This is a genomic window from Collinsella aerofaciens (genome assembly GCF_964283865.1).
GTDB lineage: Bacteria > Actinomycetota > Coriobacteriia > Coriobacteriales > Coriobacteriaceae > Collinsella.
Genome location: NZ_CAXYLS010000001.1, coordinates 69,653 through 83,418, shown reverse-complemented (window position 1 = coordinate 83,418; position 13,766 = coordinate 69,653). Strand labels below are relative to the sequence as shown.

Sequence of the window (13,766 nt, the reverse complement as noted above, 5' to 3'; positions counted from 1 at the left end):
TGCGTGCGCTGACATAGTGGCTTGTAAGGGGCATCGACGTTGGTCGGTACCCCTTTTTGTTTGCCGGTATAAAGACCGCCCACCAGGTCGCTTCAAACTAAAAGGCCCCGAGCAGTTCAATAAGCTGCTCGGGGCCTTGTTGGCTTTAGTCGCGTACTTCTTAGCCGACCGTATCGTCAGGCGTGGGCGAGGGGTCGGGAGTGGGCGTAGGCGTAGGCGTGCCGCCATCGCCGCCGGTCGAGCCACCAGTGGAGCCGCCCGTCGAGCCACCAGTGGAGCCGCCCGTCGAGCCACCAGTGGAGCCGCCCGTCGAGCCACCGGTCGTACCGGTGCCGCCGGTGGTGTCGCCGCCCGTGGTCTCGGTGGTCGTGGTCGTCGTGGTAGTTGTTGTGGTGGTTTCCTCTTCCTCTTCGTCCTCGTCCTTGTCGTCGTTCTCCGACTTCTTGGTGTTGTTGGTGCCGTAGAACTTCCAGACGCTGTTGTTCTTGTAGGTGGGCGCCGTTCCGGTCGCAAACTCCTCGCGCTCGGTACCGGTCAGAACGGTGTTCATAAACCGCTTAAAGACAGGTAGGTTGGTGCTGTCGCCCAGCAGGTCCGTGCCGTATTTTTGGATGGGAATCTCACCCGCGGAATAGCCGGTCCACAGGGCGCACGCCAGCTGCGGGGTATAGCCGCAGAACCAAAGGTTGGTGGTGTTGTCGGTGGTGCCCGTCTTGCCGGCATAGGGCTGGTTGACACTCAGGGCGCCGGCAGCACCCGTACCGCTGCCCTTCATGACGCCGGACAGAACATCGGTGACCGCGGCGGCCTCGCCCTCGGTAAGCACCTGTGAGGGATTGTCGGTGTGCTGGTACAGCACCGAACCGGTACGAGAATCAATCTCGGTGATGGCGATCGGCTGGCGATAGTAGCCGCCGTTGGCAAACGTCGCGTAGGCGGCGGCCATCTCGAGTGGCGAGATCGAGCCGGTGCCGAGCGTCATGACGGGAACGTCCTCGATGTTGTCCTTGGCGGGGTCGATGCCGAGCTTTTTGACGAGCGAGATGATCTTGCTGTTGCCGACGGCTTCCGCCACCTGGATGTAGCCGGTGTTGGAGGAGTATGCCGTCGCCTGCTTAAGCGTGATGTTGCCGTAGCTCTGGTTGGCGTAATTTTGGACCTCGGTCGTGGTGCCCTTGGCCTTGAGCGGCGAGTTGCAGTTGAGGGTGACGTTGGGGTTCATGCCGTTTTGGATGGCAGTTGCCAGCGTAAAGGCCTTAAAGGTGGAGCCGACGGGACGCTTGGCCGTGGCATGGTTTACGTGGTTCTCGTCGGCGTTGTAGTCGTAGCCGCCCACCATGCACTTGATGTAGCCGGTCTTGGGGTCGACGACGACCATGCCCATGTCCAGGCCGTCAAGCGAGAGCGTGTCGAGCTGCTCGCGGACGGCATTCTCTGCCACCTGCTGCATCGTGGGGTCGATGGTGGTCTTGACGGTCAGGCCGCCCTTAAAGAGCACGTCGGTCGAGAACTCCTGCTCCAGCAGCCGCTTGACGTAGGAGACAAAGTAGGGCTGCGAGTATACGTCGACGCCGCTGCCCGAGATTTCGGTCACATTGAGGGTGATGGGCTCGGCCTGTGCGGCATCGTGCTCCTCCTGGGTGATGTGGCCCAGGCGCAGCATGTTGTCGAGAACCTTGTTGCGGCGAGACAGTGCCAGATCGGGATTGACCGTGGGGTCGTACTGCGAAGGCGAGTTGGGAAGGCCGATGAGTAGCGCGGCCTCGCTCAGGGTGAGGTCGGCGGCGCTCTTGGACAGATAGGTCTCGGCTGCGGCCTCGATGCCGTAGGCGCCGTGGCCGTAATAGATGGTGTTGAGGTACATCATGAGGATCTCGTCTTTGGAGTACATGTCCTCCATCTTGATGGCGATGTAGGCCTCGCGCACCTTACGCTCAATGGTCGAGTCGAATTGCTCCTCCTGCAGGATGGTGTTGCGCACAAGCTGCTGGGTGATCGTCGAGGCGCCTTCGTGCCCGCCGCCGAGGGTTGCCACCGCAGCACGCGCGATACCCCACAGGTCGATACCGCCGTGCTCGTAGAAGCGCTCGTCCTCGACGTCAACGGTGCCCTGCAGCACGTAGGGGGAGACCTCGTCCTTGGTGATGGACTTGCGGTTTTGCGTGTAGAAGCTCGCGATCTTGTTGCCGTTACAGTCGACGATCTCGGTGGGCTCGCTCACCAGATACGCGTTGGCGTCGGTGTAGTCGGGCAGATCGGACAGCCAGCGGTTGACGTTACCGACCATGCCGATGCCAAACGCCACGCCCGCAATCAGCAGAAAGCCCAAAAACGAGAGCAGGATTATGGGCAGGGCGTGCGTCTTTGAACGGCTGTGTCCCTGTCGTTGGCGAGGACCCATATATTGACCTCCAGGTATGTCGTGCCAGACGGTGGATGTGCCGTCGGGGCAGGATGGACATAAGTTATTACACGATAAACCAAACGGGGCGCGCGAGGCCTCGTGTATGCTGGAAGACGGCATTTTTCAGAGTGAATGCATACCTTGGTAAGGAGTTTGTCGATGGCGATTCGGACGATGGGGCCGAGCGGACAATACGAGACTGGATTGGATGCTGCCGGTGCGGCGCTGCCCGAGCTGCTGGCGCCGGCGGGCGGACTCGACCAGATGCTTGCGGCCATCGCCGCGGGTGCCGATGCCATCTATGCGGGGTTGGGCGGCTTTAACGCCCGTGTGAGCGCCCATGGCTTTACGGATAACGAGTTTGCGCGCGGCTGCGCCGTGGCGCATGCCCATGGCGTGCGTGTGTACGTAACGCTCAACGTGTTCGTGTTTGACGATGAGTTGTCCGACGTGGTGGCGTTGGGAGCTCATGCACTGGAGCTGGGCGCCGATGCTCTGATTGTCGCCGATGTCGGGTTGGCCTGCGCGCTGCGCGCGGCGATTCCCGGGGTCGAGATTCACCTGTCCACGCAGGCGGGCGCTCATAGCGAGGGTGCCGTGCGGCTTGCCGCCGATGAGCTGGGGGTCGAGCGCGTGACGACGGCACGCGAGCTGACGGTCGACGAGATTGCGGCGCTATGTGCCACGGGCGTGCCCATCGAGGTATTCTGCCACGGTGCGATTTGCATCGGCTATTCGGGGGCGTGCGAGTTCTCGGCCCTGCGGCGTGGGCGCTCGGCGATGCGCGGCGACTGCACGCAGCCGTGCCGTCTGGCGTACGACCTAGTGGACGAGGCGGGGCAGAGTGTTGTTGCCGTCGAGGGAGACCGCCTGCTTTGTCCGCGTGACTATCTGGGTATCGCGCACCTGCCCGAGCTTGTTGCCGCCGGCGTGGCATCGCTCAAGATCGAGGGACGCATGAAGAATCCCGATTACGTATTCAACGTGGTGAGGGTGTGGCGTCGGGCACTCGATATGCTGTGCGACGGCACATGGGACTCCGGTGCCGTGGAAGAGCTTGAACGCGAGCTGGGAAGGTCGTTTAACCGTGGGTTTACCGATGCTTACCTGCGGGGTCGTTCGGGTGCCGAGCTCATGAGCTTTGAGCGCGCGATCAACCAGGGCGTGCGCGTGGGGCGCTTGGTCGCTGTGGGCCACGAAGAGGTGACCGTTGAGCTCGATGCCGCCGTGGCGGCGGGTGACACGCTCGAGATTCGGTTCTATCCGGGTGTCGACGCGCGTCCCGATGTGCCCAAGCGCTGGCCGCAGGTGCCCTGCCCGGTGGATGCCGCAGCGGGGAAGCGCGTCGTCGTGCATTGCAAGCGTAAGGTGGACGCGGGCTGCGAGGTCTATCTGATTCGCAGCGCCGGCGTGTTGGATCAGACGACGGCGGTGTTGGAGCGCATGCGGGCCGAGGCGGATGCGATTGCGCCCGTTGCGCGTGCCGTTGAGGTGCTGCCCTTTGAGGACGCTGCGGTGGATGGCGGCGCGTCGACGGAGTTGGCGGGGTCGGCGGGGCCGGTAAAGCGCGAGGATTTTGCTCGTATGGTCTTTGCCTGGGAGCTGATGGATGTGGGTCCGCGCGATGAGCGAGATCTGTCCGATACAACGGTGGTGCTCGACGAAGTGTGCCGCGCGGGCGACGCCGAGCGGACTCGGGCGCTTATGCAGCGTGCCGGGCGCGTCGTCTGCCGCAATCTGGGACAAGTGGCGATGGCCCGCGAGCTGGGCACAACGTTTGACGTGGCGGCGCCGGTGTTCTGTGCCAATCGGGCCACGCTTACCTGGCTGCGCGGACTCGGTGCGGGGCGGGTGTGCTTGTCGGCCGAGTTGCTCGGCAATGATGCGGAGCGTGTTGCCGAACTTGCCGCTTGCCCCGGTGTCTTGGGGCCTGTCGATGCCGACCGTCCCGAGCTCATGGTGTGCGAGCACTGCTTGCTGACTGCCGAGGGCGCCTGCGCCACGGATGCAACGGGGCAGGTCCGTTGCCGTGACTGCTCGCGCCGTCAGCAGGCGCGCTTTTTGGTCGAACGTGACGGCACGCGTTTGCCGGTCGTTATCGACGCGTGCGGCAGGACGAGGATTTTCCTGTCGTAGGTGCCGCGTCGCGCTGTTTTGGTTATTATTAGTGGGTTTATGAACTTCCAGCACCGCCGTATCCGGTGAGGGTGCTATAGCAAAAGGAGGATACCCAATGCTGTCTGTTGACGAGCAAATGCGTATCATCACCTCGGGTGCAGCGCAGATCGTCCCCGAGGCCGACCTTCGCAAGAAGCTTGAGAAGGGCGAGCCCCTCAACATCAAGCTCGGCGTCGATCCCACCAGCCCCGACCTGCACCTGGGCCATGCCGTGCCCCTGCGCAAGATGCGTCAGTTCCAGGACCTGGGCCACAACGTCACCCTTATCATCGGCAACGGCACTGCGCTGATCGGCGACCCCTCGGGCAAGAACTCCACCCGCCCGCAGCTTTCGCAGGAGCAGATCGAGGCCAACGCCGAGACCTACGTGAGCCAGGCCATGAAGATCCTGGACCCCGAGAAGACCACCATCGTGCACAACGGCGACTGGATCCTTTCGATGGACCTGGCCGGCCTGCTGCAGGTGTGCTCCAAGTTCACCGTCGCCCGCATCCTCGAGCGCGACGACTTTACCAAGCGCTACCAGTCCCAGACGCCGATTGCCCTGCACGAGTTCCTGTACCCTGTGATGCAGGCCTTCGACTCCGTGCAGATCAAGGCCGACGTCGAGATGGGCGGCACCGACCAGCTCTTTAACCTGCTCGCCGGCCGCGAGCTCATGGAGAAGATGGGCATGGAACCGCAGATCGCGCTCACCATGCCGCTGCTCGAGGGCACCGACGGCGTCCGTAAGATGTCCAAGTCCTACGGTAACTACATCGGCCTGACCGATGCTCCCAAGGATATGTTCGGCAAGACCATGTCCATCCCCGACGAGATGATTGGCAAGTACTATCGTCTGGCCAGTTCGCTCACCCCGGCCGAGGTCGACAAGATCGATGCCGCCCTGGCCGATGGCTCCGCCGACCCCTACGAGCTCAAGCGCGCTCTAGGCCGCGACCTGTGCGACACCTACCACGGTGCTGGCGCCGGCGACGAGGCTCAGGCCGAGTTCGACCGTGTGTTCAAGGAGGGCCAGCTTGCCGACTTCCCCGAGAAGCACGTTGAGCTGACCGTCAACGACGAGGGCCAGATTTACCTCGCTGGCCTGCTCAAGGACCTGGGCCTTTCGGCCAGCGCCGGTCAGGCCCGCCGCGACATCGACGGCGGCGGCGTCAAGATCAACGGCAAGGCTGTGGCTCCCAAGAGCTACAACATCGATCCGAGCGCCCTCAAGCTGGGCGACACCCTCTCCGTGGGCAAGCGCAAGGGCTTTAAGTTGGTCTAACGAGCGAGTTGACCTCACAAGTGCAATAAGGCCGCAGCCGGGAATCCCGACTGCGGCCTTTTTGGTTGCGACGATCCCTTGGGGACGGAGGGATCATTTGGCGGTGCCGTTAAGCGGAAGGGGTGTTAGCGGGACTTTCTTTTTGGCATACAATGGCTATTGGCTTGCTGCGGTGAAGGTCTGTCCGCTCCGCAGCTTTTTTCTACGGTTAAAGGAGTATGTATGTCCGTTGAGGTCATGAGGTCTGTGATCGATGCTGCCGAGGGGCGCGTGCCCGTCGACACGCTGTTTACCAATGCGCAGATCGTCGACGTGTATGGCCAGCGTGTGGCGCCCGGTAGCGTTGCCGTCAAGGACGGTGTGATCGTCGGCGTGCTCTACGATGGTCGCGACGATGCTGCTGGCACCTACGAGGCAACTGAGGTCATCGACTGCCAGGGTCGCTATCTCGCTCCCGGTTTTATTGACGGGCATTTGCATATCGAGTCCTCGAACATCCGTCCCGCCGAGTATGCTCGCATGGCCGCGACGCGCGGTACTACCACCGCCATTGCCGACAGCCACGAGATTGCCAATGTTGCCGGTCTCGACGGCTTGCGCTTTATGATCGAGGACGGCCGCCGCGCACCCATCTCCATCAAGTACATGATGCCTTCGTGCGTGCCCGCGCTGCCCGACGAGCAGGCCGGTGCCGTTATTTCGGCTGCCGATATGCAGGCGTTTTTTGCCGAGCATCCGGGCGATGTCTTTGGCCTGGGCGAAATGATGAACCTTCCGGGCGTTTTTATGGCCGATCCCGAGACCTGTGCTCGCATCGATGCCGCTAACCAGACGCCGTCCAAGCAAGTCGACGGTCATGCGCCGCTCGTTGCCGGCAAGGACCTCAATGCCTATGCCGCGGCGGGTATTATCGCCGACCACGAGTCGACGATTCCCGAGGAGGCGCTCGATAAACTGTCCCGCGGCATGTATGTGATGCTGCGCGAAGGTACGTGTAGCCACGACTTGGCCAACCTGTCGCCGATGCTGCTAGAGAATCCCGCGCGCGCCCGCCGCTGCTGCTTCGCGACCGACGACCGCGCCCCTTCCGATGCGCTTGCGACCGGCATGATCGACAATGCCTGCCGCGCGGCTATCGAGGCCGGCATCGACCCCGTGGTCGCTATCTCTATGGCGTCCCTCTCCACGGCCGAGGCGTTTGGCCTGGACCACGGTTGCCGCGACCCACACGAGCTGCGTGGTGCGATTGCCCCGGGCAAGCGTGCCGACCTGCTGGTGCTCAACGACCTGACGTTTGCCACGGCTCCGCATCGCGTGTATGCCGCCGGCGCGCTCGTGGCACAGGACGGCACTTTTGTGGGCGAGATTGCACCCGAGATGGCCGAGGTCGCGGCCCTTGCCGATGAGCTACGCGCCTCCGTTAAGCTGCCGAAGCTTTCGCTCGACGTATTCGACTATGCCTTTAAGCCGGGCGAGGCCGTGATTGACGTGGTGCCGGGCAAGGCCATCACGGGCATGGTTCGCCCCAAGAACACCGAGGGCCTGCGCCGCATTATGCTGATTGAGCGCCATGGCCGCGGCGTGTCGCTGCAGGCCGAGGGCGCCGACGGCGACGGCCCCGCTGGCCTGGGCCTGGTCGGCAAGCATATCGGTCGCGGCTGGGTGCGCGGCTTTACCATCACCGGTGGCGCCATTGCCTCCACGATCGGCCACGACTCGCACAACGTGTGCGTGGTGGGCGACAATGCGGCGGATATGATGGCTGCCGTTGAGGCCGTGGGCCAGGGCGGCCACGTGCTGGTGCGCAACGGCGAGGTCGTGGCGCGCATTCCGCTGGCGCTCGGCGGCCTGATGAGCGAGGGCGCTGCCGAAGACGTTGCGGCGCAGCACGACGACTTTATGGTCAAGGCGCGCGCCATGGGCATCGAGCCGCCGCTCGACCCCATCATGGGCATCATCTTCCTGCCCCTGCCGGTGATCCCGACGCTCCGCATCCGTCCCGAGGGCATGTTCGACGTCACAACCTTCACCTACGCCGACTAGTCATCAGGGACGTTCTTAAACGACTAGCCGTTGGGGACACTCTTTGGCGGGCTGCCTGACGTCGCGACCGTGGGGCCTCTGGCGCGCGTGAGCTATTTGCTAGGTCCATGTAACGTTTATAACTACGGGGTCTTATTCGAGCTCCCTTTGGGTACGGTGTTTTCAGATATACATCTGTTTTCACTACTAAGCCCGAAGGGAGCTTTTCTATGTTTAAACTGATTGCATCCGATATGGACGGCACACTGCTTGACGAAAACGGCCAGGTGCCTCCCGAGACCTACGAACTGATTCTGGCGCTACACGAGCATGGCGTGCATTTCGCCGCATCGTCAGGTCGTCGCTACGATCGCCTGTGCGAGTTCTTTGCGCCCGTTCGCGACAAGATGGACTTTGTCGCCGCTAACGGCGCCCAAGTCTACGCCGACGGTAAGATGGTAGACCGTGAGGTGTATTCCCACCTGGCGATTCGAAGGCTCGCCCAAGCCGTCAGGACGTTTCCCAATCTGCATCTTGCGCTCTTTGACCGAACCAAGTCCTTCCTGCTCGATGACGAGTGCAAGTTCGTGCGTGAGGTCGATAAGGACCTTCCCAATGCCGAGCGTATTTGGGAGCTGCCCGATCCCAGCGTAAATATCATCAAAGCGAGTATCTTTTGCGACGACAGTGCGGTTATGGACAGTGCGTACGTGCTACAGCGCGAACTTGGTCAGCTCTTTACTTTTGCGCCTTCGGGCAACGCGTGGATCGATGCCATGCAGCCTGGTGTATCGAAGGCCTCGGGTATCGCGCAGCTCGCGGAGCATTACGGCATTGATCGCGACGAGGTCATAGCGTTTGGCGACTCGATGAACGACTACGAGATCATTCGCTTTGTCGGCACGGGCTGCGCGATGGAAAACGCGCGCCCCGCGCTTAAGGCGGTGGCCGATCGCGTGGTGGGTTGTAACCGCGACCACGCCGTCCAGCAGGAGCTCCGCCACGTTCTGGAGAGCCTCGCCTAATCCGGCAGTTGGGGACGTTCCTTTTCTGCCGGCAGCTGGGGACAGTCCTTGCAGCTTTTTCGCGAAGAGTGTCCCCAACGACTACTGTGACTGGGGCAGCTAATTTGGGACGGGGCTATTTTAGCTACCCCACACAAGCGGGCAGCTAAAATAGCCCCGTCCCAAATTAGCTGCCCTGCCGGGTTGCTGCTGCTAGGCGAGGGCAGCCATGATGGTGCGGGCGACGCCGTCGTGGTCGTTGTCGAACTCGGTGATGGCGTCGGCGGCGTCGCGGTCCTCGGGCTCGGCGTTGATCATGGCCATGCCGTGGCCCGCTGCCTGCAGCATGGGGATGTCGTTGATGTTGTCGCCGAACGCCCAGGCGTCGACGAGACGCTCGCCCAGGTGCTCGCATAGCCACGTGAGGGCCGTTCCCTTGGTGGCGCCCTCACCCATGACCTCGATATTCATGGCGTAAGAACGCGTGACCTCAATGCCTCCGAGCGTGTCGAGCTCAGCCGCGATGGCGTCGCGATCGGCCGGGTCGTGCCAGTACATGGCGATGCGTTCGAGCGTCTCGACCCCGTCGATCTTACTGTCGATATCCATGTCGATCGGTGTTCGTGTGCGCTTGAGCGAAGCCGCGATGTGGGGGTCACCGCCGCAGAACTCATCCAGGCGCCCGTAAAGCGAGCGGGGGAGGAAGCACTGCCCATCCGCGAAGATATCGAAGGTCACATCGTGGCCGGCGGCGATGCGATGGACGCGATGGGCAATGCCGCGATCGAGCGGACGGCTCAAAATGCGCGTGGCGCGCGAGGCATCGTTGGGCACATCGTCGTCGAGCTGCCAGACGCTGGCGCCATTGGCGCAGACCGCGTAGTGCACGGCAGGATGGGCGAGGATGGGCTCAAAGACGCCCGACAGCGGACGCCCCGTGCACGGTACAAACTCAATGCTGCGACGTGCGAGCTCGTCGAGCATCGCCCAGGTGGCGTCGCCCATCTGCTTGTCGCTCGTCAACAGTGTTCCATCCATATCGGAAAAAACAATCATTCGATGCAGCCCTTTCTACTGGCATAAAAAGCGTGGCCGAGGGCGGTGATGCCCTGGCCACGCTCGAGTTCTATAACGGTCCGCGTCCTAGCGGTCGGCGATCGGCTTGTACTCCAGCGGCTCGATCACCGGACGATAGGCCGGGCGAATAATACGGTGCGCGCAGAAGAGCTCTTCCATGCGGTGTGCCGACCAGCCGGCCATGCGGGCGACGGCGAATAACGGCGTAAAAAGCGTCTCGGGCACGCCGAGCATCTTGTAGATAAAGCCCGTGTACAGGTCGATGTTGGCGCAGATGGGCTTGGTCATGCCGTGGTCGCGCATGACCTGGGGTGCCAGGCGCTCGATGCGCTCGATGAGCGCGAACTCATCGCCCAGGTCCTTCTTGGCGGCAAGCGTGCGCGCGTAACGGCGGCAGACCTCGGCGCGCGGGTCGCTGAGCGTATAGACGGCGTGGCCCATACCGTAGATGAGGCCCGTGCCGTCGAAGGCCTGCTTGTCGAGGATCTTGCCCAGGTAGGCTGCGACCTCGTCCTCGTCCTCCCAGTTGGAGACATGCGCGCGGATGTCCTCGTGCATGGACACGACCTTGGCGTTGGCACCGCCGTGGCGCGGGCCCTTGAGCGAGCCGATAGCCGCGGCGTAGGCGGAATACGGGTCGGTGGCCGAAGACGACAGCACGCGGCAAGCGAAGGTGGAGTTGTTGCCGCCGCCGTGCTCGGCATGCAGCATGAGCATCACGTCGAGCAGCATGGCTTCGTCGCGGGTGAACGCCATGCCACCGCGCAAGACCTGTAGGATGGTCTCGGCGGTGGAGAGACCGGGCGTGGGGTGCGGCACGTGAACCTCGGAGCCGCGAAGCTTGGCGACCGAGGCCATGTGTGCGAAGGCGGCGATGCGCGGGAGACGTGCGAGCATGGAAATGGCGACGTCGATTTCGTGCTCGGGCGTGATCACGTCTGGTTCGGCATCGAAGGCGTAGAGCAACAGTACGGCGCGCTGGAGCACGTTCATGATGCTCGACGACACCGTGGTCATAGGGAACTCTTTAACGTACTCGTCACTCAGGTGTCTAAAGGCGCCCAGGCGCTCGCAAAAGCCGTCGAGCTCTTCCTTGTTGGGCAGCGAACCCGTGATAAGCAGATAGGCGACTTCCTCGTAGCCGTAGCGATTCTCGGCCTGGGCATTGTTGACCAGATCCTCGATGCTGTAGCCGCGAATCGTGAGCTTGCCCTGATCGGGCACGACCTTTCCGTCGACCTTGTTGTAGCCGTGCACATCCGAGATACGAGTGAGGCCCGCGACCACGCCCGAGCCGTCGGCATTGCGCAGGCCGCGCTTGACATTGTGCTCTTCGAACAAGCCCTCGTCATAAGGGTCGGTCGGCAGGCCGTGGTAGAGGCTTTCGCTCTCAGACGAAATCTGGCGGCTTGCTTCGTAATCCAGAACCAGTCGGCTCAAGTGGTCATCGAAGCGGTAATAGATTTTCTTGGCGTCGTAGGCCATGTGCGCTCCTCTCCGGGCCGTGTGGGGGCGGCGTGCTTGAGTGCAGATGCGCCGGCCTGTTCCTGCACGGCCTGTTCGCTACAGGCGGTACATAAAGTTAAAGACGTCCTCGCGCTGGATGGACACGTTGACGCCCGAAAGCTCGCCGGCCTCGGCCAGGGCCTCCTGCAGCTCAGCGAAGTCGAGCTTGGACTCGGCGGTATCGGCCAGCATGGTCATGGTGAAGATGTCCTCGATAATGGACTGCGTGATGTCGCGGATGTCGACGTTGGCCTCGCCCAGGACACGGGTGACGCCGGCGACGATGCCGGGGCGGTTCTTGCCAAGGACGGTGATGACGATACGGGAGGACGAGATCTCGGCCATGGGAAACCCTTTCGCGTGATTGCGGCGCGCGCGGGGCGCTCCGCTACGGTACAGTGTTCATCATTGTACCTGTCTGGCGCAAAAAAGGCGCGCTCGCTGCGGCGTTACATGCCTGCAACATGAGCGTAAGGGGGAAGGCCGTACGGGGAAGAGCCGTCTGGCGCGTGTCCGGCTCGTGTTGGGTTGATTTCCGATCTCAGCCGAACACATTGAGCGGACAGGCCGTTCCCGCAGTCAGCCGAACGCCTCCGACGGCTGATTCCGAACTGGAAGCGGAGGGCATCCCCGCCCTTCGGTAGGGGATACCGCTCCGCGGCGCATGCCGCGGGCGGCGCCCCTATCGGACCACCGTGACCTCAGTTGGGATGGGCCCAGCACTGCCGCGTACTCGGTGAGCTAGAGCCAACTGTTCGTCTTCACGTCGCGTATGGCGATATTTCGGTCGTCCGGCTCGGTGATGCCGTAGCCGAACGCCTGGAGCGTCTCGATGGACTCCTGGATCCTCTGTTGGAACATGGGACCCGGATCGACCCTCGGCCCGAGGTGCCCGCGCCAAAGGCACGGCGTGGCGCGCAGCATGTTATGGATTTTGGAGATGGGCTCGATGTCGGCGTAGACGTTGAGCGTCGCCATGGCGTCCTTGTGGCCGAGGATCGATTGGAGCGCCTTGATATCGCCGCCTTGGCGGATCCACTGCGTTGCGAACGTGTGGCGAAGGCCGTGGAACGTGATCAGCTCGTCGTTGGTGCCCATGAGGCCGTTGGTCTCCGAGAACGTCTTGAACGCCCTGCGGATATAGCTTGTCGTCGCGAAGGTCGCGCCCGGCTCCGACAGGATGTAGCAGTCCCCGATCTCGACCGCCCCGGTAAGGCCGCGCAAGCGCAGCTTTCCGCAGTCGATCTCGTGGGTCTCCTTCAGGAAGGGGAGTAGGCCGACCGGGTCGATGGGGATACCCCTGGCGTCATGGGTCTTGGTGTCCTTGATGAACGAACCCATTCCCTTCGCGTACGCCACCGAGTGTCTGATCGAGATCAGGCCCGTCTCGAAATCCACATCGCACCACCGAAGGCCGCAGACCTCGCCGATTCGCATCCCCGTGTGCAGGGCGAGTACGACCGCCCTCTAATCCTCGGCGGACCAATCGAGTCCGAACTCCTTTCGGGCATCCTCTTCGCTCATGACTTCGAGAAGGTCTCCGGGTTGGCAACGAAGGGCGAGGCATAGCTGCTCGAGTGTGTTGAAGCGAATGCCGCGAATATGCCCTTTTTTAATACGGGACAGGTTCACGGGCGTGGTTCCAATCCTTTCGGCAAGTTCGTTCGAGGAAATCTTTCGCTCGGCCATGATCTTGTCGAGGCGAACAATTACGGGCATGGCGTTTCCTTACGCAATCTCGTCGGAGTCGAGGTACAGCTCTCGGGCGTACAAGAAGAGCTGGGAAAGCATGAACAGGACGATGCCGAGAACCAGAGAGGTCCAATCGAATGATGAAGCAATCTCTTGGGCGCCGACGGCCCCCTCGCCGCCAAACATCGAAACGGAGGTTTTGAGTGAGCCGGCGTAGAGGCTGGTGGCAGCTTGAACAACGAAGAGAATGCCGAGCACCTTCAAGCATGTCGCAGACCCTTTCTTGAAGGGGTCTCCGCTCTTGATCGTCCACACGAGAACGGCGCTGAGGATGGTCGTAGCGATACCGATGACGGCAGGGACCAATGTCGAGATCGCAAGGGCTGGATACGCGGGGGAGTCTGCAATTACAGGGTTGTCGAGCACTTCGATTGCTGGCTTTAAGGAGAACGCCACTTGTGCGATGGCGGTGGCGCAAAGGGTCGCAGAGGCTATCGCACATGCGATGCGGAAGGAATGAAGCCGGGGAGTGCGATTGTCGGAACTCATAATAACCTCCGAAGGATTTAAAAAACTCAGGTTACTTTTTAACAGTTTATGTTAAATTGACTTTGCC

At 62.2% G+C, this 13,766-nt stretch carries 11 protein-coding genes; 4 read left to right on the top strand and 7 right to left on the bottom strand.

The features are described from left to right. Positions 1-160: 160 nt before the first annotated feature. Complete coding sequence (locus ACRX4W_RS00325) at positions 161-2,401, bottom strand: transglycosylase domain-containing protein (RefSeq protein WP_432298872.1); 2,241 nt, start codon at positions 2,399-2,401, stop codon at positions 161-163. 162 nt (positions 2,402-2,563) lie between these two features. Here ACRX4W_RS00325 and ACRX4W_RS00320 point away from each other — a divergent pair, with 162 nt between their 5' ends. The 4 genes from ACRX4W_RS00320 to ACRX4W_RS00305 all read left to right on the top strand — a co-directional run bounded on the left by ACRX4W_RS00320 (position 2,564) and on the right by ACRX4W_RS00305 (position 8,896). Beyond that, the gene (locus ACRX4W_RS00320; RefSeq protein ID WP_432298871.1) at positions 2,564-4,540 is read left to right on the top strand and encodes a U32 family peptidase; all 1,977 of its coding nucleotides are present in this window, start codon (positions 2,564-2,566) and stop codon (positions 4,538-4,540) included. 97 nt (positions 4,541-4,637) lie between these two features. Next, positions 4,638-5,849 (top strand): tyrosine--tRNA ligase, encoded by a 1,212-nt coding sequence (gene tyrS / locus ACRX4W_RS00315; protein ID WP_035137437.1) that lies wholly within the window; start codon positions 4,638-4,640, stop codon positions 5,847-5,849. 222 nt (positions 5,850-6,071) lie between these two features. Further along, positions 6,072-7,892 carry an adenine deaminase gene (locus ACRX4W_RS00310; RefSeq protein ID WP_117773365.1) on the top strand — a complete coding sequence of 607 codons (1,821 nt, stop codon included), beginning with the start codon at positions 6,072-6,074 and terminating at the stop codon, positions 7,890-7,892. A 209-nt stretch (positions 7,893-8,101) separates the two neighbouring features. Further along, on the top strand, positions 8,102-8,896 hold the full coding sequence (locus ACRX4W_RS00305) for a Cof-type HAD-IIB family hydrolase (RefSeq protein ID WP_117773363.1): 795 nt from the start codon (positions 8,102-8,104) through the stop codon (positions 8,894-8,896). Between the two features lie 192 nt (positions 8,897-9,088). Here the strand turns inward: ACRX4W_RS00305 and ACRX4W_RS00300 are convergent, their stop codons facing one another. The 6 genes from ACRX4W_RS00300 to ACRX4W_RS00275 all read right to left on the bottom strand — a co-directional run bounded on the left by ACRX4W_RS00300 (position 9,089) and on the right by ACRX4W_RS00275 (position 13,699). Beyond that, positions 9,089-9,931, bottom strand: a complete 843-nt coding sequence (locus tag ACRX4W_RS00300) for a Cof-type HAD-IIB family hydrolase (protein ID WP_117773361.1) — start codon at positions 9,929-9,931, stop codon at positions 9,089-9,091. Between the two features lie 87 nt (positions 9,932-10,018). Then, positions 10,019-11,437, bottom strand: a complete 1,419-nt coding sequence (locus tag ACRX4W_RS00295; protein ID WP_432298870.1) for a citrate synthase — start codon at positions 11,435-11,437, stop codon at positions 10,019-10,021. 78 nt (positions 11,438-11,515) lie between these two features. Next, positions 11,516-11,803, bottom strand: a complete 288-nt coding sequence (locus ACRX4W_RS00290; protein WP_117839678.1) for an ACT domain-containing protein — start codon at positions 11,801-11,803, stop codon at positions 11,516-11,518. Positions 11,804-12,199: 396 nt separating this feature from the next. Further along, positions 12,200-12,907 carry a site-specific integrase gene (locus ACRX4W_RS00285; protein ID WP_255360342.1) on the bottom strand — a complete coding sequence of 236 codons (708 nt, stop codon included), beginning with the start codon at positions 12,905-12,907 and terminating at the stop codon, positions 12,200-12,202. 18 nt (positions 12,908-12,925) lie between these two features. Continuing rightward, entirely contained in the window at positions 12,926-13,177 is a 252-nt protein-coding gene (locus tag ACRX4W_RS00280; RefSeq protein ID WP_006235292.1) for a helix-turn-helix domain-containing protein, read from the bottom strand. Positions 13,178-13,186: 9 nt separating this feature from the next. Next, the gene (locus ACRX4W_RS00275) at positions 13,187-13,699 is read right to left on the bottom strand and encodes a DUF2975 domain-containing protein (RefSeq protein WP_006235293.1); all 513 of its coding nucleotides are present in this window, start codon (positions 13,697-13,699) and stop codon (positions 13,187-13,189) included. Positions 13,700-13,766: the final 67 nt, after the last annotated feature.